Genomic DNA, 20519 nt, shown 5'->3' with positions numbered 1-20519 from the left:
CGTTAGCCGAGCTAAACGTGGAAAAGGTGAATCCCTATAAAACCTCTCAGGAATGCAGTCAGTGCGGAATCATTTGGAAAAACCACCGCAGGAAAGATCAATTCCAATGCTCTTGCGGCTATCACGATAACGCGGACGTCAATGCCGCCTTCGTCATATCCCGCAGACCATCACTTGTCATATAAGACAAAACGACGGCGTAAAAAGCCGTTGTGCAGGGCTAGATACCTTGCATAAGGCACCTGACTGTGCTGAATACTTAACCGAGAAGTTCTATCCGTCACACCAAAGACGTTCAACATGGACGGAACTGAACCCCGGAGTTTGCTCGGATACAGATATGAGAGTACTCATCTTCTCTGTGATCATGGAACAAAATCCTAAGGTAATGGTAACTGAACCTGCTTCACGCTAATGAGGCGAATAAGGGGAATCCCCCGCCTCTAAGCAAAGTGTAGGCGGGGGAGGATGTCAATGGAGTATCATCTGAAAAGCTGTGTTATCGAGCGGATCCAGGAAGGGGACTCCGAAGTGTTAACAGAGCTTATGGTCACCATGAACAAGTTAATCAAGTAAGTTGGGGCAGCGTTCGCTGCTTTTTCTTCGAATCAAAATATAGGTAGAGGGGGTACGGTAATAAAATGTTTGACTTTATATAGGGTGGAGGGGTATACTAATTCACGAGGTGGTGGAAATGAATACGACAGAATCGATGGCATCATTTCCTGAAAATCAAGAATCAAGTTACATGACGCCGAAGGGCCGGCTCTCCATCCAGATAAGATTGAACCGAATTGAAGGGCAGGTTCGCGGGGTACAGAGGCAAGTGGAGCGAGATGAATATTGTGATAAAATCTTAAACCAGCTTGAGGCTGTCCATTCTGCATTAAATGCAGTTGGGGTTGTGCTCATGTCGCATCACCTGAAAGCATATGCGGCAAGCACCAGCCTAAAGGATAGCGATACGATCGCGGATGAAATGCTGCGAACATTAACCATTTTAGTGAAGCAAAATCATTCAACGATAAGGGAGTGAAACATTGTGGAAGCTACAGCCGCTCAGACAAAGCAATCAACGTTGCAAATCACAGGCATGACTTGTGCCGCTTGCGCAAACCGCATTGAGAAGGGCCTTAATAAAATGGAAGGGGTCTCCTCCGCCAACGTCAACTTTGCCTTAGAAAAAGCAAACGTTACTTACGATCCGGCAAAGGTGGATCGAAAAAATCTGGAAGAAACCATTAAAAAGCTTGGATACGGTACGGTTACGGAAGTTGCGCAATTTAATCTCGAAGGCATGACATGCGCTGCATGTGCCAACAAAATTGAAAAGGGACTCAGCAAGATGCCGGGCGTGACAAGCGCCACTGTAAACTTCGCGATGGAAACGGCTCGCGTCGAGTATTCATCGGGCGAAGTTTCGGTCGAGGATATGCAGAGCAAGGTCAAAAAGCTTGGATATAAAGCCACGATCAAGCAGGAAAATCAAAACTCAGGCGATCATCGCCTGAATGAAATTCGGCAGCAGAAGCGGAAGTTGTTAATTTCGGCGATTCTCTCCTTCCCGCTGCTATGGACGATGGTCGCTCACTTTTCGTTTACTTCGTGGATTTACATGCCGGATTTTCTGATGAACCCGTGGTTCCAGCTTATTTTGGCCACTCCGGTGCAATTTTATATCGGCAAACAGTTTTATGTTGGCGCGTATAAGGCGCTGCGCAATCGCAGTGCGAACATGGACGTACTGGTTTCGCTTGGCACTTCGGCTGCTTATTTCTACAGCCTGTACTTGACGATCGATTGGTACATGGCAGGTGGCAACGGCGGGCATCACCACGGACCGTCCTTGTACTACGAGACAAGCGCGATTCTGATTACGCTCGTCATTATGGGGAAACTGTTCGAAGCAAACGCGAAGGGCCGGACCTCCGAAGCGATTAAATCGTTAATGGGGCTGCAAGCGAAAACGGCTTTGGTCATTCGCGATGGCCAAGAGCTGATGATTCCGGTTGATGAAGTGATCGCAGGGGATGTCGTTCTTGTTCGTCCGGGTGATAAAGTACCGGTGGATGGAGAAGTGCTTGAGGGCGTGTCGTCGGTAGATGAATCGATGCTTACGGGCGAAAGTCTCCCGGTGGAGAAGAGAGCTGGCGACGCGGTTATCGGAGCCACGATCAACAAAAACGGCATGCTTCGGATTAAAGCAACGAAAGTCGGCAAAGAAACGGCGCTTGCGCAAATAATCAAGGTCGTGGAAGAAGCGCAAGGCTCCAAAGCGCCGATTCAGCGGGTAGCGGATGTCATCTCAGGCATATTTGTTCCGATTGTCGTGGGTATAGCAGTTGTGGCTTTCCTGGTGTGGTATTTCTTCGTCACCCCCGGCGATTTTGCAGGCGCTTTGGAAAAAGCAATTGCGATTCTCGTCATTGCCTGCCCATGTGCGCTTGGATTGGCCACCCCGACGTCGATCATGGCGGGATCGGGACGCGCGGCGGAACTCGGTATTTTGTTCAAGGGGGGAGAGCATCTGGAGCAGACGCACAAGATCGATGCGATCATTCTCGACAAAACCGGCACGGTAACGAAAGGCAAGCCGGAATTGACAGATGTTTTAGCCGAAGGTAACGAGGCGGAATTCCTCAGACTGGTCGGCGCGGCGGAGAAAAATTCGGAACATCCGCTGGCGGAAGCGATTGTGGAAGGCATCCGGGCCAAGAATGTTGAGCTTCCTGGAACAGAATCGTTCGAAGCGATTCCGGGATTCGGCATCAAGGCTGTCGTAGAAGGCCGTGAGCTGCTTGTGGGTACACGCCGGTTGATGGAAAAGTATGAAGTCAATGCGAAGGCGGCGTACGAACCGATGTCCCGTTTGGAGGAGGCGGGCAAGACTGCGATGCTGGTTGCAATTGATAACCGATACGCAGGCATGGTTGCGGTGGCGGATACGATTAAGGAAACGTCGAAGGCAGCCGTAAGCCGTCTGAAAGAGATGGGCATTCAAGTCATCATGATCACAGGCGACAATGAACGGACGGCGAAGGCGATCGCGGCCCAAGTCGGTATCGACCATGTACGTGCTGAAGTGCTGCCTGAAGGCAAAGCGGAAGAAGTGAAAAAACTGCAGGCGAAAGGCAAAAAAGTGGCGATGGTCGGAGACGGCATCAACGATGCGCCAGCCCTTGCGACGGCCGACATTGGCATGGCGATCGGCACAGGGACAGACGTGGCGATGGAAGCGGCGGATGTCACCTTGATGCGCGGAGACTTGTCGAGCATTCCTGATGCGATCTATATGAGTCGTAAAACGATGACTAATATTAAGCAAAACCTGTTTTGGGCGCTTGGTTATAACACGTTAGGCATCCCGATTGCTGCGATCGGCTTGCTGGCGCCGTGGGTTGCCGGTGCAGCGATGGCACTGAGTTCGGTTTCCGTTGTCCTCAACGCACTTCGGTTGCAACGGGTGAAAGTAAGACACTAACAAAGGATTATGAGAAGGAGAGAAAGTTTATATGAAGAGAAAACTGGTGCTGCTTTTAACAGGTGTGTTGGCCTTCAGTGTATTGTCTGCCTGCGGAGCCGCTAAAGAAGATGCAAATTCAGGCCATGAAGAGCATGGCAGCCATAGCCATAATGCTAGCGAACAACCAGCAGGCAGCTTTAAAGCTTCATTTGCATTTGCATCCGGAGCAGCAAAGGCAAACGAAAATTCGCAGCTCAACATTGAGATCACAGACGCCAAGGGCAATTTGGTCAAAGATTTTGAATTAAGTCATGAAAAATTGCTGCATCTTATCGGAGTTAGTAAAGATCTCTCTTACTTTACCCATATTCATCCTCAAATTGACGGGAACGGAAAGTTTACGATCGAGACCTCGTTTCCAAGTGGGGGAGAATACAAACTCTTTGCCGATTTTGTTCCGAAGGGCGGATCGAGCACCACACTTAGCGAGTGGGTGAAGGTGGAAGGAACAGAAAAAGCGCAGGAGGCCGTCAAAGCTGACACGAAGCTTGTGAAGGTTGTCGATGGCAAAGAGGTCGAGCTTACGTTAAGCAGCACGAAGGCGCAAGACGAAGTCACGCTTACGTTTAATATTGCAGATGCTCAAACGAAGGAAGGGATCAGCAACCTGGAGCAATATTTGGGCGCTGTTGGTCACGTCGTTGTTTTATCGGATGACGCAGAGAAATACCTCCATGTCCATCCGATGGACGAAAAGGCGACCGGACCGAAGGCTGAGTTTATGACTTCCTTCCCGAAAAGCGGTACGTATAAAATCTGGGGACAATTTCAACATCAAGGAAAAGTGTTCACCATACCTTTCGTAGTCGATATTAAGTGATTCGTTAAGTTTGAACAGAGGGGTGGATAATAGTGGGTGAAAAAGTAAAAATCGCTATAAGTCCAGCGATACAACTTGGCGGCAGCTTATTCACGCCAAACCAACTTGTCCAAATCGGCACGATCATAGGCACAGATGCGAAAGTGGAAATGACCACCTTCAAACAGCTCTATGCAGAAGTGCCGATCGAACGACGGGAAGCCATCAAGGAAGAACTTGAGCGTAACGGTCTTGAAGTGAATCCTGCCGGGTTTGTAACCAAGAGTTTAATCGCCTGCAATTTCTGTAAAGGTGCCGAAGAAGCGGGGCTTGAAACGGCCAAAGCCTTGAATCAAGCAATAGCTGGCATTGAAACCCCTGCACCGCTTAAGATCGGCTATGCCGGATGCGCGTTAGGTACCAGTGAACCGCTCATTAAGGATATCAGCGTGATCAAAATGCGTGATAAGTTTAATATTTATGTTGGCGGCGAATCGAAGGGGCTTAAAACCTCCTTCGCCAAGCTGCTTCGCGAGGGAGTCACGGAAGAACAACTCATTCCCGCCATTACGGCCATCATTGATTATTATAAGGAACATGCCAAAGGCAAAGAAAAGTTCAACAAATTTGTCAATCGGATTTCGCTTGAGCAGTTGCAAGAAATCGCAGGATAAAGGAAGCCATTGAAAGGAGGTGAAAACCAATGAAAGAAGCAACCGTCCAAGTACAGGGCATGACTTGCCGTTCTTGTGTTCCGAAAATTGAAGGTGCGATCAGCGCAATCGGCGCTGAAGGTCGGGTTAACTTTGAGCAGGGCACGGTAGATGTACGGTTTGACGAAGAAAAAGTTCAAATTTCCAAGATTCAGGAAGCCATTCAGAAAAAAGGATATAACGCCGTTCTGGTGTAATATATTGTTATTACCATTTCATAAGCTTTGTGGAAAATCTAACTGAAATTATCGCTTTAAAGAGAAAACCCGGTCGAGCTTCGGCCGGGTTTGTTAAATCATACTGGAGAAAAACGCGAAGGAGCGTATAAGATGGCTCAATATACATGCGTGGACAAGGACACTTGCATTGCATGCGGAGCATGTGGAGCGGCGGCACCCGATATTTTCGACTACGACGATGAAGGCTTGGCCCACGTCATATTCAACGGAGACGACAATCGCGGGATCTCGGCGATCGACGAAAGTTTGTGGGATGATTTGCAAGATGCGCTAGACGGCTGCCCCACCGATTCGATCAAGATTTCTGATCAGCCATTTTCCTAAATGAAGAAAGAATTGCTTCGGGGGGTACTAAAGAATGTACGACAAAATCATCACGAATTCGGACGTAGCCATTATTGGAGGCGGTCCTGCCGGCATGTTCGCGGCCTTCTACGGCGGTATGAGACAGATGTCGGTTACGCTAATAGAAAGTATGCCGCAGCTCGGCGGCCAACTCGCCGCTTTGTATCCGGAGAAGAATATCTACGACGTAGCCGGCTTCCCTAAAGTGAAAGCCCAGGAGCTTGTCGATCATTTAAAGAAGCAGATGGAGTTGTTCCGAACTGACGTCAGACTCGAGGAAAAGGTGCTGGCTGTGCGCAAGCTCGGTGAACGGTCGTTTGAAATCGTCACGGATCGCGCTATTCACCAAGCAAAAGCCATCATCATCATCACTGCTGGTGTCGGTGCCTTCGAGCCGCGCAGGTTGGAACTGCCGGAAGCGACGCGTTTCGAGAATTCGAATCTTCATTACTTCGTCAGCGATCTGGAACGATTCCGCGGCAAAAAAGTGCTCATTAGCGGTGGTGGTGATTCCGCATTGGATTGGTCGCTGATGCTCAAGCCGATCGCGGAGCGGGTGACGCTCGTTCATCGCCGTGATAAATTCCGGGCTCATGAGCATAGCGTCGAGTTGCTTACGCAGTCCAAAGTCAATGTCGTCGTGCCGGCCGAGATTACGGCGCTTCACGGAGAGGAAAGCATCGAGCAGGTTGTACTGACCGACGTGAAGACCCAAACAAAGATGCTGGTCGATGTTGACGAAGTTATCATCAATTTCGGTTTCGTTAGTTCACTGGGACCGATCCGAGAGTGGGGACTTGTCGTCGAGCGCGGTTCGCTCGTTGTTGATACGAAGATGGAGGCGAACATTCCCGGCATCTTCGCGGCCGGAGATATCTCGACTTATCCAGGCAAGCTGAAGCTGATTGCCGTTGGCTTCGGAGAAGCGCCGACTGCCATTAACAATGCCAAAGTTTACATCGATCCGGAAGCCAAACTTTCACCCGGGCATAGCAGCAATATGAAAATATAAGCAGAAAGGGCATCTTGCCTTCGAATAGGCCGGTTCGAATCCGGCTCCGAAGGGAGGGTGTCCTCTTTTTTTGTGATGGATCATCCGAAAAATGTATGGGATAGGGATGGGATTGGCACGATTTTGGGAGATGAGGTAAATAAAGATGTTGACTATTTATAGGGTAGTGGGGTATACTAATAAACAAGAGTACGTGTACCTCACGCAGGAAATGCTACGAACATTAACCATTTTAGTGAAGCGAAGGGATGAGGAAAAATGAAAAACATCACACTGCAAGTTGAAGGCATGAGTTGCCAGCACTGTGTCAATTCTATTGAGGGTGCGCTTAAAGAAATCGGGGCGAAAGGAAAGGTCGATCTGAAGAACAACTCGGTGGACGTGTCGTTCGACGAAAATCAAATTTCGATCGAGCTGATCAAGGAAACCATCGAAGAGCAAGGATATGACGTCGTGTAAGTCATTCAACGACAAGGGAGTGAAACATTTAACATGGAAGAACCAGTAAAAATCTATTCAATCCCGAGCTGCAGTGACTGTAATTTTGCCAAACGCTACTTCAAAGAGAATGAGATCCCTTATACGGATTTAAACTGCGAAGAAGATCCTAAGTATCCGGAAGAAGTCTGGAACCTGACCGGAAAACAAGTTGTGCCGACGATTGTGATTGGCGATAAGGTGTTCGTTGGCTTCGCGGAAAATCTCAATGAAATAAGCGGTTTGTTGAAGAAAGCATAAGTTGACTGTCCGGTAAATATTCGCCGGTAGCCAGCTCTTCATAATGCCCTTAATTATTAGCGATAAAAGGTACAGCTTCTCAATTATATTGAGGAACTGCACCTTTTTTTCATGTGACGTACTCTCAGAATCACTCTCCACCGTCTGGTTTTCCCCCTTTACATAGGGGGAGGGGGGATGTTAAATTTAAATGAGAAGGAGCTGATTCCAATGAGTGATACCAACCATGAGACCGCCTCATGCGACCATACATCCTCTACAGAGCGGAAGAGTCATCATTCCGAAAAAACAAAAAACAATTTGTTTCAAAGACTGAATCGTATCGAAGGGCAAGTGCGCGGGGTGAAGGGAATGATCGAACGAGATACGTATTGTGATGATGTGCTGCATCAAATCTCTTCGATCCAAGCATCTCTTAATGGACTGGGGAAACAACTGCTGGAACATCATTTAAAAAGTTGTGTTATTGAACGGATTGAAGAAGGCGATCGTGAAGTTTTGGATGAATTGTTGATCACCGTAAATAAGCTAATTAAATAACAGGAAGGGGAGACAACATCGATTGTCTCTCCTTATTTTTTTCTGGCAGTCATTTTACGGTGCAGTCCTATACTTTTATGTAGAAGTGAAAAGCAGTTGATTAATATAGGGTAGTGGGAGAAATTATTTCCCGAATGATGAATGATGTAGAACAGACGAAAAGCTTGGTGGAAACGGGAATGATGAATATTTGGCTTGACATCGTTACCCTTTCTATAGTATTGGGAATCATGAGCTACATGGATTCTTCGCTTACACTTATCGCTATTGCGATTCTCCCTCTTTATGTAGTTGCAGTTAAAGTATTGTACAGGAGACTAAGTACCTTGACTAAAGCAAGGTCTCAGTCGCTTGCGGAAATGCAAGGGTATTTACATGAACGAGTAAACGGTATACCGGTTATTAAGAGCTTTACATTGGAACATTATGAAAAGGGGCAATTTGGACGCAAAAATGAGCAACTCCTTGAGCGAGCATTGGCTCATACCCGTTGGAATGCACTGACATACGGAATCATCAATACGTTAACAGATATTTCACCGTTATTGGTCATCGCCTACGGTGGATACCAAGTCATTCAGGGACACCTCTCCGTAGGAGCTTTTGTTGCGTTTTTTGGATATCTGGAACGATTGTATACCCCCCTGCGTCGCCTTGTGACTTCGTCAACAGAATTAACACAAGCAAGCGCATCGCTGGAACGTGTGCTTGAGTTTTTGCGCGAACCCTATGATATAACGGATGCCCTGACGCTAAACCTGTGAACACCTTAATAGGCAGAATCCAATTTCACGGGGTTTGGTTCAAATATGGGGATGATTCGGATTGGGTATTAAAAAATATTGATTTAGACATACAGCCTGGGGAAACGGTAGCGCTTGTCGGCATGAGCGGCGGAGGAAAATCGTCTATCATCAGTCTGATCCCACGGTTTTACGATATACAGAAGGGGGCCATGTATATTGACAATCAAGATATCAGAAAAATAGCGTTAAGAAGCTTGCGGAGTCAAATCGGAATCGTGCTTCAGGAGAATATTTTGTTCAGTGGAACGATTCGTGAAAACATATTATTTGGCAGACCAGAAGCGACGGACGAGGAAGTGATTGAGGCGGCAAAAGCGGCAAATGCTCATGATTTTATCATGCAATTGCAGCATGGCTACAATACAGAAATAGGGGAGAGAGGCGTCAAGCTTTCCGGAGGCCAAAAGCAACGAATTGCCATCGCACGCGTCTTTCTCAAAGATCCAGGCATGATCATTCTGGATGAAGCAACTTCTGCACTTGATTTGGAGTCGGAACATTTGGTTCAAGAATCGCTTGAACGATTGGTCCAAAATCGAACAACGATCATCATAGCGCATCGTCTTTCGACGATCACTCATGCAGATAGGATCATTCTAATCGAACGTGGCGAAATAATGGAGCAGGGTAGGCATACAGAATTACTAAAGGCCAACGGCCCCTATGCACGATTATTTAATGTACAAAAAGTAAGAGACGCTATTTAGCGGAGAGCAGTTGAAATGTATATAGTTTTTTAGCTACGAGGATACAAGAAAGTTTGCAGCACGAAAACTAAGAAATAAATCATAGCCATTGCGGGTAATGGAAAAAGCCCAGATAAATCAAAGCTAGCCCCGCCGCGGCAGATGGAAATCTAAAGAATAGCATGCCATAACTACCGTTCATCAAGTATACTGCAAACGGAGTTATTATAACTTATGATTGATAAGAGAACTAGAGTTCCATCCGGGCCCGATACATATGGAGCACTCTTCACCAATGAATTATCAATATTAGCAATTAATAAAAATGACGGTAATCAACTAGTCGGGTTGCTCGGCTTATGATAAAATGATTTGCGAAATATTCCTAAATCTGGAAGTTGTCAAGCTAGTGTTAGCCTCGTTCGTCGATCTTAATGATAACGTCTCACTTCCTCAATATGATTTAAGGACAATACAGAAGAAGATTTTTTCAAAAGAAATGCATAGGAGTGAGAGGATGAGGCCAGCAAATAAAATTTACTTTTTGTTTCTTCGATTGCCCTGATGTTATTTCTTTCGGCTTGCAAATCTGCTCCTGAAAAGGAAGAGCCGTCTCAAGAGAGTCAAGTGGGAGAAAGTTTGAAAAAACAAGTCGAAGAACAACCAACAGACTTTGTGAATTATGATGAGTTGTCCGAACTGGCCCGGCGAATCACTCAATTCACGGGTGTCGACTATTTGGATATCTTCTTATAAAAATCCCGTTCGAGAAGAAAAGCAAGGGAAGTGGTGTCATGAAAGCGAAACGTATTCTATTTATTGAAGACAATCAAGAAATTGGACGCTGGGTACAGGAGGAGCTTGAAAAGCGGGGATACGCAGTTCACTGGCTGTTATCCGGCGAAAATGCGGAAAACGAAATACAGGGAAGTCATGTGGTTATTCTCGATATTATGCTGCCTGGACTGGACGGTTTTACGGTCGGCCAGCGATTGAAGAAAGCAGCGCCTTCGGTGCCTATTTTGCTACTGTCCGCCCGAGCGGCTGTCGATGATAAGCTGCAAGGGCTGCAGTTTGCCGATGATTATGTCACCAAGCCTTTTCACCTCGATGAGCTAGCTGCCAGAATAGAAGTGCTGCTCCGCCGCAGTGGAGCGGGACTCCCGGAGCATATAAAGCTTGGACAGCACATCCTTGTTGATCTTTCCGGACGCACGGTGATCAACGAGCGTACTGGAGAAGAAGTTAACCTGACCGGAAAGGAATACCAAATTCTTGAGTGTTTCCTGCGCCATCCGAATCAGATTCTTACGCAAGAGCAAATATGGACGGCTGTTTGGGGAGAACCATTCATCAATGGAGACAAAGCTCTGTCGGTCCATATTCGCCATCTTCGCGAGAAGCTGGAACAAGATCCTAATGCGCCGGAAATCATCCAGACGGTACGAGGCATCGGATATCGGGTGAAAATATGAAACAACGCTCTTTTTTTCGGCGGTACTTAGTGATTCATTTTCTGAGCCTAGTGTTGCTCCCCATAATGATCCTTATGATGGTAACGGGCGTGAATCCGTCTTCTGGCTCTGACCCGAGCACGGATGCGACTAGCAGCCTATCCGGTTTGATCGCCCTCATCATGGCCACCTTTATTTTCGTTTCAGGGGTGTTTTTTTATCGCCTTCGGCAGCAGCTCATCCGCCTGCAAAAGGCAATGACTGTTCCTGAGGACGGTTCCTGGATTCCGGAACCGGTCCCGGAACGTGCTTCTGGAATGAATGAAGTGGATGAGTTGAGGGCTTCGTTTAATCAAATGATTCGGAAACTTCGCGATAGCCGCCTGCGGGAGCAAGAAGAAGAATCGCTTAGAAAGCAACTGATTGCCAATCTGTCCCATGATTTACGGACGCCGCTGACCGCTCTTCGCGGGCACGCCTCCAGATTGCAAAGGGAACCTCTCAGCCAGGAAGGGGGGGCCTCGCTCACAGCGATTGACCACACGATCACACATATGAGCGAGCTAATGGATGATCTTTTATCCTATACACTGCTTACATCGGGTAAATACCCTTACCATCCCGCGCCCACCGATATGGTTCGATTCCTGAGAACATCTGTTGCATCGTGGTATCCGGCATTTGAGAACGCAGGCTTCCATATAGACGCGGACTTGCCGTTCGATGCGACCTTCTCATGGGAAATCGATCCGCAATGGATGACGCGCGTGCTCGACAACCTGTTTCAAAATGTTCTTCGCCATGCGGCCGATGGACGTTTTATCGGTATTGCTGTGGATATCGGTCAAGAGCGGTTGATCATTCAAGATCATGGACCGGGGATGGATGCCCTGTCTGCCAATCGCGGCGCTGGCATGGGACTCACGATTTCAAAGTACATGCTAAATGAAATGAGACTGCAAGTCCATTTTAATTCCGATGCGGAGGGAACGACCGTGTGGATCGGAAAAAAATTAGACTAAACTTAGAAATAACCTTCCCTGATCTTAGACTTGGTTCGATAGAATGTGAAGCATAACGAAGACAGGGAAGGTGTTATGCTTGCTCACGATCGAACAGTTAACAAAGCGCCGTGAATCGCACAATATCCTAAACGGCATTAGCTTTAAAGCTAAGCCCGGCCGCGTGACCGGGTTCCTCGGTCCCAATGGCGCAGGGAAAAGTTCTACGCTGCGAATCCTATTGGGACTTGACCGAGCCACATCAGGCACTGCGCTGATCAATGGCGTGCCATACGCCCGGCTTACCGATCCGCTGACGACCGTTGGCGCCGTATTTGACGGATCGGGAGCGCATCGGTTGCGCACAGGGCGAGCGCATTTGAACTGGATTGTCAGGTCCGCAGGGCTTCCTCGTTCTCGGGTCAATGAAGTCCTCGAAATTGTAGGGCTGGCGCATGCTGCCTCGAAGAGGGTTGGCAGTTACTCTCTTGGTATGGCGCGGCGACTAGGCTTGGCTGCCGCGCTGCTTGGTGATCCGGAGATTTTGATATTGGACGAACCTACGAATGGGCTTGACCCCGAGGGAATCCGTTGGATCAGGACGTTTCTCCGTGAACGTGCGGCATCAGGGCGCACCGTATTATTATCGAGTCATCTGATGGGGGAAACCGCCGAAACGGTAGACGACATCGTTATTCTTAATAAGGGGCACATTGTGGCGAGCGGTACGCTTAACGAGATCGTTGGTTCCCATAAGTCATTAGAAGATGCCTTCTTCGCTTTTACCGCGAGGAGGGACATCTCATGAAAAAAGCGCTTGCCGCAGAGTTTTCAAAGCTTCTCTCCTTACCCACCATATGGATCGCAGTTGCAGTTGGTATACTTGTTGCGCCTGTAATCGCCGGAATCCGCTCCTTTCAGGAGCTTTCCGAAATCACAAAAGGCGTTCAAACAGCGGTCGAATATCCTATCGGTTTTGAAGAGTTGGGGTTCGGTGTTATGGGTGTGATTATTGTTGGCATTATAGCAATCAGTAGTGAGTACTTCACCGAGAGTGAAGAATCCGGCGGCGGCGGACGCCAGATGACCACCAGTTTGACCGCTATCCCATCACGAATTCGTTTTCTGTTGTCGAAAGCGACTGCCGTTGCAACGGTTAGCGCCATTCTCGCCATCATCGCGATCACTCTCACAATGATTGTGGTTCAGTTCATCCTTGTGGAGCATGCTCCTGCGCTTGAGATTACCGATATTTCTCGTCTTATCGGCGTTGTATGCTATTGGGTGCTTACCGCGCTTATGGCCTTCGGAATTACAATCCTGACACGGCACGCCGCTCTGCCGCTGGCCGTTTTGATTTTGAATAACTCCGTCGTGACCGTGACTTATTTGCTGACCCGCATCACCCCTTTGGCGAACTATCTGCCGGATATGGCCGGAATTCGCATGTTTGTTGAAATCAAAGATGCCGGGAGTACACTTACACCGCTTGGGGGCGGTGTAGTCATGGCGGCTTGGGTGACAGCATTGTTGATCTTTGGAACGATTACCTTTTGTCGGAGGGATGTATGAGTACGTTGATAACCCGGACGTATGGCCAAGAAATGTGCCGGGCGATAAAGGCGGAGCTGTCAAAGTTATGTTCGCTGCCGATTACATGGTTCACCCTCGGCGGTACCTTTATCGTCAATCTTATTCTGGCTTACGCTTTCTCAAACGCCGGATTGCAGGGCTTGACCTCCATGCAGAGCACGCTGGAAATCGGGTTGGCTTCTGTCAGCTATGCGCAAGCGGGACTTATGATCTTTGGTATACTGACCGTTTGCTCCGAATATAACGGCGGTCAGATTCGCACAACACTGACGGCAATGCCGCGGCGAGGCATCCAGATTTTCGCGGCGTTATTCGCGCTGACAGTCGTGCTCATCCCTGCTGCATTTGTTGTATCATCTTCTGGAGTACTGCTAACTCAAATTCTTTTAGGAGATGCCGGGGCTCCTATTGTATGGGCAAATCTTGTGTCCGCCATGCTGGGAGTAAGCGCATACCTCACGTTGACTGGACTGATCAGTGCGGCAATCGGAGTTGTTCTGCGGCGGATGCTTCCTGCGCTCGCTATCATGCTCGGCTATTACTTCATAGCGGGTCCGCTTATACGGGACCAAGCAGATTTCGCAAAGTATCTTCCGGATACGGCAGGAGTTGTGATGTGGTTTCCGCAGCCCGATCATGCAAGGGCGCTCACCCCAGTGCAAGGCGGCATTCTTTTGGGTGCTTGGGCACTTGCCGCAATCATCATTGCTGCGACTGTATACCGAAAGCGAGATGTGTGAATCGAGGTGACATTGGCAGTTCACCGCAGAAGATAGTTAGTTAATGGGAAAACCGCCGCTGATGGCTGTTTCTCTTTTAATATAATGCGCTGCACTCAGCGCTCCATACATGTGGAGTGCGTAGTGTCAACATATCGAATTGACAAATAACGGGACGCCTAAACCGTAAATGCAAAAGCCTAATTCTCAGATAAGAGAATTAGGCTTTTAAATATGTTGAGGCAAGGTTTCTAAACTTCATGTAAGTTTTGATGAGGAGGAGACGAATTTCACTCTAGCGTCGCGGTCAAACGATCACGCGGTAGTGAAGATGAACAACGCCGCTTCGGAAGCGGCGCTCACCGAGCAGCTCGAGCGGCATCCGGAGGTTGTCCGGCAATGCTCGCTTACCTCCACCCAAGACGATCGGATTAAGAAGCAGATGACACTCGTCGATCAGTCCAGCGCTCATCGCCTGCCCGGCAAGCTCGGGGCCGCCAATCGTAATGTCGGCTCCTGAGGATTCCTTCAGCCGCCGGATCGCATCAGGATCGAATTCGCTCTCGATCCTCGTCCTGGCGCTTGACACCGCCTGAAGCGTCCGGGAATACACGATCTTCTCAGCCGCTCGCCATATCTGCGCGAATTCCCGCCTTGCCTCCGGTTGCTCGCCGCCGGTGCTCGCCGTCTCCCAGTACACCATCGTCTCGTACAGTCGACGCCCGTAGAGGTAGGCGCCAATCGGCCGCTGGAAGTCATTCCAGAACGCATACGTCTCGTCATCGGAGATCCCCCACTCGATATTGCCGCGCTCGTCCTCCATGTACCCGTCCAAAGATACGTTAGTAGCGTAGATCAGTTTAGCCATTTGATACCGCCCTCCAATTTTCAGTTTCCACCGAGACCAAGGCCTGCTTGTTCTGCCAGTTCAGATGGTGATGAACGATTTGTAAACGAAGCAGCCAACAAATGTTTGCCGGCTACATCTTGTGCTCGTATTATTCGTGTGGCAGTGCCAAGCCGCAGTTATCAGCCAAGCAGTCAACGAACGGGTGTGTAGCGGAGCAGCACGACGCCAGAGCCGAAAGGTTTGGTCCCGGTCAGCTTCAGGTCCAGTCGATCACGAATTCCCCCCAACAATTGGGGACCACGTCCGGCAACGATGGGCTGTACCAGGAAGTGATACTCATCCACCAATCCCAGTTGTGCCAGGGTGGAACCGAGGCCGGGACCGCCGTTAACGAGTAAGCTCTTCCCTTCTGCCATAAGCTGTGGCACCTCCTCGGAAACAGGCCCCTTCAATAAGAAAGTGTTCTGCCACGACACTTGATCCAGCGTCCGCGAGACCACGTACTTGGGTATCCGATCGAGCTTGCGTGCGAAGTCGACCAAGAATTGAGGTCCGGCGCCGCTGCTGGCTATGGCTGGCCAGGCACTTTCCATCAACTGATAGATTTCCCGTCCAAAAAGCAGACCGTCGGACTGGTCCATCATGTCCACCGAATACTGGTGGAGCTCCTCATCTGCAATCACCTGCGTATGGTCACAGCAACCGTCCAGTGTCACATTCATCTGCAGGATTAAACGTCCCATATTCAACCTCCTTGCTGTCTATATTTTAACAAAGAATAGCAGGCCCGGTTTCTTATAGATTGCTAATGTGCACAGTTCAGGCCCGACCGAATATAGATGAGGTGTGACAGTTAACTCAAACGCTTTAAAAAGAAACAGATATGAGTCATGTTGAAAGCTATGTGTTGTTGGAAGGTTTAAAAAGCCCTTTCCACAGAATCTCTGATAAAAAGGACTTTCGAAATTCAGATCAAACTAAAGCCCACTATTGTCTCATTAAAAAATTAATTGCACTTTTTTTAGCCCTATCAATTTTTTCAATATCTACACATTCAACGGCTGTATTTGAAAGTCTAAAGTTCTTTCCCGATATTTCTTGTAAGGAAGTTATGAAAACTCCTAATGTAGAATAATCTGTTTCTTTTTCTATCGCTTGAAGCAATACTGGGTAAACCAAGCTTTTATCAATTGACTGATCTTTCCGTTTTAATCTCAAATCCATTTGCATAAAAGAACTTGCCGACCAAGCACGGCATTCGCTGTTTGTATCATTCAGAAGCCTGTTAGCCAGTAACGGTATGTCTGAGTTGCTTCCAATCCAACCTAATACGATGATGGTTCTGCCACGAGTGTAGTCATCAGAACGATTTAAAAACTGCTTTGCATATTGTAAGATTTTGTCTTTGTTTTCTCCGCCTTTTTTATCCGCAATGAGACCTAACTGATAAATAATATCAGCATGAAATGGTATATCTTCATTGTTTTCTAATTTTGATAGTAATAAATTTTCAGCTTCGTTTCCATGTTCGTCAAATCGACTCCACAATATTTTACGGAACTCATCACTTGTTGCAGCATCAGTTATTAATGAATAATGGTACTCGGTAAATGGACTTCGCATTATTTTCCATAGGAAATTAAGCTGTTTAATTCGTTCACCGCTTTGCTGGGCTTCATCAAATAATACTTTAAACTCATCAATACTCATTTTTTTCACTCCAAGATACTTCCATATTGTCTATAGATTTATTAAATGCCATAACTAAATTGGTAGATTTAATGGGTTCTGCGCCCGGAATGTCCGATACCATACTTCTATATTATACCATACAAAAGTGACAGCGAAATTGCTGCGAAATATGAAATCAGCCCGGTCATGGCGGGTCGGTGGAAAGCCCAGGAGTTTCCCGGCGGCAAGATCGGGCATGAGGAGAGAGCTTCATGGGTTTCGCTATTGCCGTTTGCGGAGGCTGCGGAACGTGACCGAGCAAGCACTCATGCCCCGCTGAGGTACAGAAAATAAAAAAGATTGCCCTCCAACTGGAAAGGAGGGCTTCGAGGGGATAACCCCCTCTGGAAGGAAGCCGAGGCTCCTTCCGCTTTTTCAAGAACGCGGCCAAAGCCGGCGGTCCCTAGGTCGTGCGCCCCTCCCGAAGCGAGACGGGGATGATGATTTCTCGGGAAATGGCCGGGTCTTCGATCGCTTCGCGCAGCAAGGAGACGGCTTCTTCGCCCATCTTGCCTTCCTGCTGCTCGATGCAGCTGAAGTAGAAGCCGTCGAAATCGCGGATCGGCGGCGTGTCGAACGACAGGATGGCGAGTTCCTCCGGCACTTTTTTGCCCAGTTGGATGGCCGCTTCCGCGACATAGAAGGCGATCGCGCTGGAGAAGGCGAAGACGGCCGTTATCTCCGGTCGGGAGCGGAGCCAGTCACGAACGATCTCCTGACTGACGTCCGTATCCAAGTACGTAATCTCGTCGATTCTGGTCAGCCAATGCGAAGGCTCGATCTTCAAACCCGCTTTCTTGGCCATCCCCAGATAACCGGAGAATCGGTCCTCGGAGCTGGACGTCTTGGATTTGGTGCCGGAGACGATGCCGATATGCCGATGGCCCTTCCCGATCAAATATTCCGTGCCCTTATAACCGCCGAGATAGTTGTCCGAATAGACCGCATTGGTCTTGATGCCCGGCAAATAGCGGTCGATCAGGACGAAGGGGAAGCCCTCCGTCTTCAAGTTCAGGATCGCTTCGCTGTAGGATTCGCCGTCCACGGGAAAGATTAGCAGCCCGTCCACGCCGGCGGCGCGAAGAAAGCGGATGCCTTCTTTCTCCTCCCGCTGCGTAGAGGCTGAACGAACGATCAAAACGACGTTCTGCTCCTTGCACGCTTCTTCGACGCCCTGCAGCAGCTGCATCGAGAAATAATCGTTCGCCAGCGGACTGAGAAAGCCGATCTTGCGAGCCGTCAATTCCGCTTCCTCGACCGGGGGCGCCGCCGCTTCGGCAGAAGCGTGGGGATCGGAGACGAACGTCCCCTTGCCCGCGATGCGGTAGACGAGTCCTTCCTCGACCAGCATTTTCAACGCGCTCTTGATCGTAATCCGGCTGACGCCGAATTGCTGAATCAGGTCCGCTTCCGTCGGAATTTGATCCCCGGGCTTGAGCTCCCCCTTTTCGATCTTTTCTTTGAGCATTCCGCGTATTTGGAGATAGAGAGGCTGATTTCCGGTTGGTTGCGTCATATATGTTCCTTTCATTCAATAAAGGTATTATAATGTATTATACCATTATGGATGAATAAGGTCCAATACGAAGTTTCAGCCCTGAGATGTAATAGGTTGAGATGTGTTGCAGGAAGGACGCGTGCGTGGTACCGATCTGAGCGCTATCATGAGCAAAACGCCTCGGACGCGGTAATTGGGTGTGGTTTGAGGATGCAACACTAGCGATCCGTCGAGCAGGATAAATTCCATTTGCAGCATAATGTTATAATGCAATATGATAAATTTTATATTGACATGATACAATACATGACTTAATATGAATTTAGTTTCGGACGTACGCATACAAAGACTTTGTGAGATTGGGGGACCCACTTTGCAGAACGTTTGGAAATGGCGCTATTTTTATCTCTTGCTGGCGCCCACGGTGATTTATTTTATCGTGTTCAGCTACATCCCGTTTTATGGAGTTGTAATCGCTTTCAAAAACTTCCAGCCATTCCTGGGCATCTGGGACAGTCCGTGGATCGGCTGGAAAAACTTCGAGACGATGTTCACTTCGGTCAAATTCCCGGAACTGCTGCGCAATACGCTGCTCATTAGCCTCTACCGGCTGATCTTCGGTTTCCCGGTGCCGATTCTGTTCGCGCTGCTGCTGAACGAGGTGCGGATCGTCTGGTTCAAGCGGACGATCCAGACGATCACGTACTTTCCGCATTTTCTATCCTGGGTCGTCTTCGGCGGCATCGTCTTCAACGTCATTGGGCCGTCCGGGATCATCAATCTCGTGCTGGATAAGCTCGGGATGGAGACGGTTAATCTGGCCGCGAATCCCGACGTGTTCCGGCCGCTCGTGGTTGTGACCGGGATTTTGAAGGAATTCGGCTGGGCCGCGATCATCTATTTAGCCGCCTTGACGGGCATCGACCCGCATTTGTACGAAGCGGTCAAGGTGGACGGCGCCAGCAAGCTGAGGCAGATCTGGCATATTACGCTGCCGGGCATCCGCCCGATGATCGCGATGCTGCTCATCTTGCAGCTGGCGAGCATTCTGGACGCCGGTTTCGAGCAGATCCTGATTTTGTCCAATCCGGTCGTCTACGGCGTGGGCGATATTATCGACACGTACGTATACCGGGTCGGCCTGCTGGAATCCAACTACGGGCTCGCGACGGCGGTCGGGCTGTTCAAGGGCGTCATCGCCGCGATTCTCATCGTCACGGCCAATCACATCATTCGACGGACGGGGGAGAAGTCGCTATGGTAACGCCGCAGGAAACGCAATTCGACACGAACGAAATCAAGCTGATCAATCGTCCACAGCTGCTGGACCGCAATCCCGCCTGGGTGCAGGCGCTCATCTACCTGATTCTGATCGCGCTGGCGCTGATCACGCTGCTGCCGGTGCTGAACGTGTTCGCGATGTCGCTCAGCGAGGCGCACGCGATCTACGAGCACCCGCTCATGCTGGTGCCGTACAGCTTCACGCTGGAGGCGTACCATTACATTTTCTCGACGTCGATTCTGCTTCGCTCGTTCTCCGTGACGGTGTTTGCCACCGTGGTGGGGACATTCTTCAATCTGGCGATGACGATCACGGGGGCATACGCCTTGTCGAAAACGAAGATGCCCGGCAACAAAACGCTGCTGTGGATTTGTATCTTCCCGATGCTGTTCGGCCCGGGACTTATCCCGTCCTACATGCTGCTCAAAAGTCTCGACTTGCTGAACAGCATCTGGGTACTGGTCGTCTCCGGCCTGGTCGTTCCGTTCAACCTCATTCTGATGCGCAATTTCTTTTGGAGCATTCCCGACGAGCTCGAAGAAGCTATGCGGATCGACGGCGCAAGCGAAATGGGCATTCTGTGGCGGATGATCATCCCGCTGTCCAAGCCCGCGATCGCCACGATCGGACTGTTCTACGCCGTCGGCCATTGGAACGATTTCTTCACCGGCCTGTTCTTCATTACCGACAATACGAAGTGGTCCTTGCAAGTGCTGCTCCGTTCCATCGTCATCGACATGAACGCCCTGAACATGCGGGGCGTCTCGACCGCGGTCAGCCAAGATTCGGCCAAAGTAATGCTCACGCCGGAGAACATCAAGGCGGCGACGATTATTTTCGCGGTCGTTCCGATCCTGCTCGTCTATCCGTTTCTGCAAAAATATTTCGTCAAGGGCATCATGCTCGGTTCCGTGAAAGGCTGATCCACGCTGGGAGATCCGCAAGGATTTTTCATATAGCAACACCAAATTTATTGATGAGGTGAAAGAA

The 20519-nt window shown here is 49.1% G+C and carries 22 protein-coding genes and 2 pseudogenes; 20 read left to right on the top strand and 4 right to left on the bottom strand.

The features are described from left to right. The 18 genes and pseudogenes from ACFQ0N_RS33700 to ACFQ0N_RS33615 form a co-directional block, all read left to right on the top strand. On the top strand, window positions 1-185 hold a 185-nt coding region (locus tag ACFQ0N_RS33700), incomplete at its 5' end, for a zinc ribbon domain-containing protein (RefSeq protein WP_379334503.1). Window positions 186-477: 292 nt separating this feature from the next. After that, window positions 478-576, top strand: a pseudogene (locus ACFQ0N_RS33695) (metal-sensitive transcriptional regulator); the annotation flags it as partial. A 118-nt stretch (window positions 577-694) separates the two neighbouring features. Next, window positions 695-1036: a metal-sensitive transcriptional regulator gene (locus tag ACFQ0N_RS33690; RefSeq protein WP_379334502.1), complete on the top strand. Its 342-nt coding sequence runs from the start codon at window positions 695-697 to the stop codon at window positions 1034-1036. Window positions 1037-1042: 6 nt separating this feature from the next. Then, window positions 1043-3481, top strand: a complete 2439-nt coding sequence (locus ACFQ0N_RS33685; protein WP_379334501.1) for a heavy metal translocating P-type ATPase — start codon at window positions 1043-1045, stop codon at window positions 3479-3481. Between the two features lie 31 nt (window positions 3482-3512). Next, complete coding sequence (locus ACFQ0N_RS33680; protein ID WP_379334500.1) at window positions 3513-4343, top strand: hypothetical protein; 831 nt, start codon at window positions 3513-3515, stop codon at window positions 4341-4343. Window positions 4344-4375: 32 nt separating this feature from the next. After that, window positions 4376-4996, top strand: coding sequence for a nitrite reductase (locus ACFQ0N_RS33675; RefSeq protein ID WP_379334499.1), 621 nt, complete (start codon window positions 4376-4378; stop codon window positions 4994-4996). Between the two features lie 29 nt (window positions 4997-5025). Beyond that, entirely contained in the window at window positions 5026-5232 is a 207-nt protein-coding gene (locus tag ACFQ0N_RS33670; protein ID WP_379334498.1) for a heavy-metal-associated domain-containing protein, read from the top strand. A 132-nt stretch (window positions 5233-5364) separates the two neighbouring features. Beyond that, window positions 5365-5598, top strand: coding sequence for a ferredoxin (locus tag ACFQ0N_RS33665; protein WP_379334497.1), 234 nt, complete (start codon window positions 5365-5367; stop codon window positions 5596-5598). Between the two features lie 34 nt (window positions 5599-5632). After that, window positions 5633-6631: an NAD(P)/FAD-dependent oxidoreductase gene (locus ACFQ0N_RS33660; protein ID WP_379334496.1), complete on the top strand. Its 999-nt coding sequence runs from the start codon at window positions 5633-5635 to the stop codon at window positions 6629-6631. 258 nt (window positions 6632-6889) lie between these two features. Then, window positions 6890-7090, top strand: coding sequence for a copper ion binding protein (locus ACFQ0N_RS33655; protein ID WP_379334495.1), 201 nt, complete (start codon window positions 6890-6892; stop codon window positions 7088-7090). A 33-nt stretch (window positions 7091-7123) separates the two neighbouring features. After that, complete coding sequence (locus tag ACFQ0N_RS33650; protein ID WP_379334494.1) at window positions 7124-7369, top strand: glutaredoxin family protein; 246 nt, start codon at window positions 7124-7126, stop codon at window positions 7367-7369. 210 nt (window positions 7370-7579) lie between these two features. After that, window positions 7580-7909: a metal-sensitive transcriptional regulator gene (locus ACFQ0N_RS33645; RefSeq protein ID WP_379334506.1), complete on the top strand. Its 330-nt coding sequence runs from the start codon at window positions 7580-7582 to the stop codon at window positions 7907-7909. A 113-nt stretch (window positions 7910-8022) separates the two neighbouring features. After that, a pseudogene (locus tag ACFQ0N_RS33640) lies at window positions 8023-9422 on the top strand (ABC transporter ATP-binding protein); the annotation flags it as partial. A gap of 773 nt (window positions 9423-10195) precedes the next feature. Beyond that, window positions 10196-10876, top strand: coding sequence for a response regulator transcription factor (locus ACFQ0N_RS33635; protein WP_379334493.1), 681 nt, complete (start codon window positions 10196-10198; stop codon window positions 10874-10876). 29 nt (window positions 10877-10905) lie between these two features. Further along, on the top strand, window positions 10906-11877 hold the full coding sequence (locus ACFQ0N_RS33630) for a sensor histidine kinase (RefSeq protein ID WP_379334492.1): 972 nt from the start codon (window positions 10906-10908) through the stop codon (window positions 11875-11877). A 79-nt stretch (window positions 11878-11956) separates the two neighbouring features. After that, window positions 11957-12664, top strand: a complete 708-nt coding sequence (locus ACFQ0N_RS33625) for an ABC transporter ATP-binding protein (RefSeq protein ID WP_379334491.1) — start codon at window positions 11957-11959, stop codon at window positions 12662-12664. Continuing rightward, on the top strand, window positions 12661-13428 hold the full coding sequence (locus ACFQ0N_RS33620; RefSeq protein WP_379334490.1) for an ABC transporter permease: 768 nt from the start codon (window positions 12661-12663) through the stop codon (window positions 13426-13428). The genes ACFQ0N_RS33625 and ACFQ0N_RS33620 overlap by 4 nt, the downstream gene beginning before the upstream one ends. Continuing rightward, window positions 13425-14189: an ABC transporter permease gene (locus ACFQ0N_RS33615; RefSeq protein ID WP_379334489.1), complete on the top strand. Its 765-nt coding sequence runs from the start codon at window positions 13425-13427 to the stop codon at window positions 14187-14189. Before ACFQ0N_RS33620 ends, ACFQ0N_RS33615 begins: the two co-directional genes overlap by 4 nt. A gap of 286 nt (window positions 14190-14475) precedes the next feature. Here the strand turns inward: ACFQ0N_RS33615 and ACFQ0N_RS33610 are convergent, their stop codons facing one another. The 4 genes from ACFQ0N_RS33610 to ACFQ0N_RS33595 all read right to left on the bottom strand — a co-directional run bounded on the left by ACFQ0N_RS33610 (window position 14476) and on the right by ACFQ0N_RS33595 (window position 18265). Beyond that, on the bottom strand, window positions 14476-15036 hold the full coding sequence (locus ACFQ0N_RS33610; RefSeq protein WP_379334488.1) for a dihydrofolate reductase family protein: 561 nt from the start codon (window positions 15034-15036) through the stop codon (window positions 14476-14478). A gap of 173 nt (window positions 15037-15209) precedes the next feature. Further along, window positions 15210-15761, bottom strand: a complete 552-nt coding sequence (locus ACFQ0N_RS33605; protein WP_379334487.1) for a dihydrofolate reductase family protein — start codon at window positions 15759-15761, stop codon at window positions 15210-15212. Between the two features lie 244 nt (window positions 15762-16005). After that, entirely contained in the window at window positions 16006-16728 is a 723-nt protein-coding gene (locus ACFQ0N_RS33600; protein ID WP_379334486.1) for a HEAT repeat domain-containing protein, read from the bottom strand. A gap of 424 nt (window positions 16729-17152) precedes the next feature. Next, window positions 17153-18265 carry a GntR family transcriptional regulator gene (locus ACFQ0N_RS33595; RefSeq protein ID WP_379334485.1) on the bottom strand — a complete coding sequence of 371 codons (1113 nt, stop codon included), beginning with the start codon at window positions 18263-18265 and terminating at the stop codon, window positions 17153-17155. Window positions 18266-18620: 355 nt separating this feature from the next. Here ACFQ0N_RS33595 and ACFQ0N_RS33590 point away from each other — a divergent pair, with 355 nt between their 5' ends. Beyond that, on the top strand, window positions 18621-19511 hold the full coding sequence (locus ACFQ0N_RS33590) for an ABC transporter permease (protein WP_379334484.1): 891 nt from the start codon (window positions 18621-18623) through the stop codon (window positions 19509-19511). Beyond that, complete coding sequence (locus ACFQ0N_RS33585) at window positions 19505-20452, top strand: carbohydrate ABC transporter permease (protein WP_379334483.1); 948 nt, start codon at window positions 19505-19507, stop codon at window positions 20450-20452. Before ACFQ0N_RS33590 ends, ACFQ0N_RS33585 begins: the two co-directional genes overlap by 7 nt. Window positions 20453-20519: the final 67 nt, after the last annotated feature.

It is taken from the genome of Paenibacillus sp. GCM10027626, from assembly GCF_042676285.1.
In the GTDB taxonomy this organism is placed as follows: Bacteria; Bacillota; Bacilli; order Paenibacillales; family Paenibacillaceae; genus Paenibacillus_Z.
This window is presented reverse-complemented; position numbering and strand designations above follow the sequence as displayed.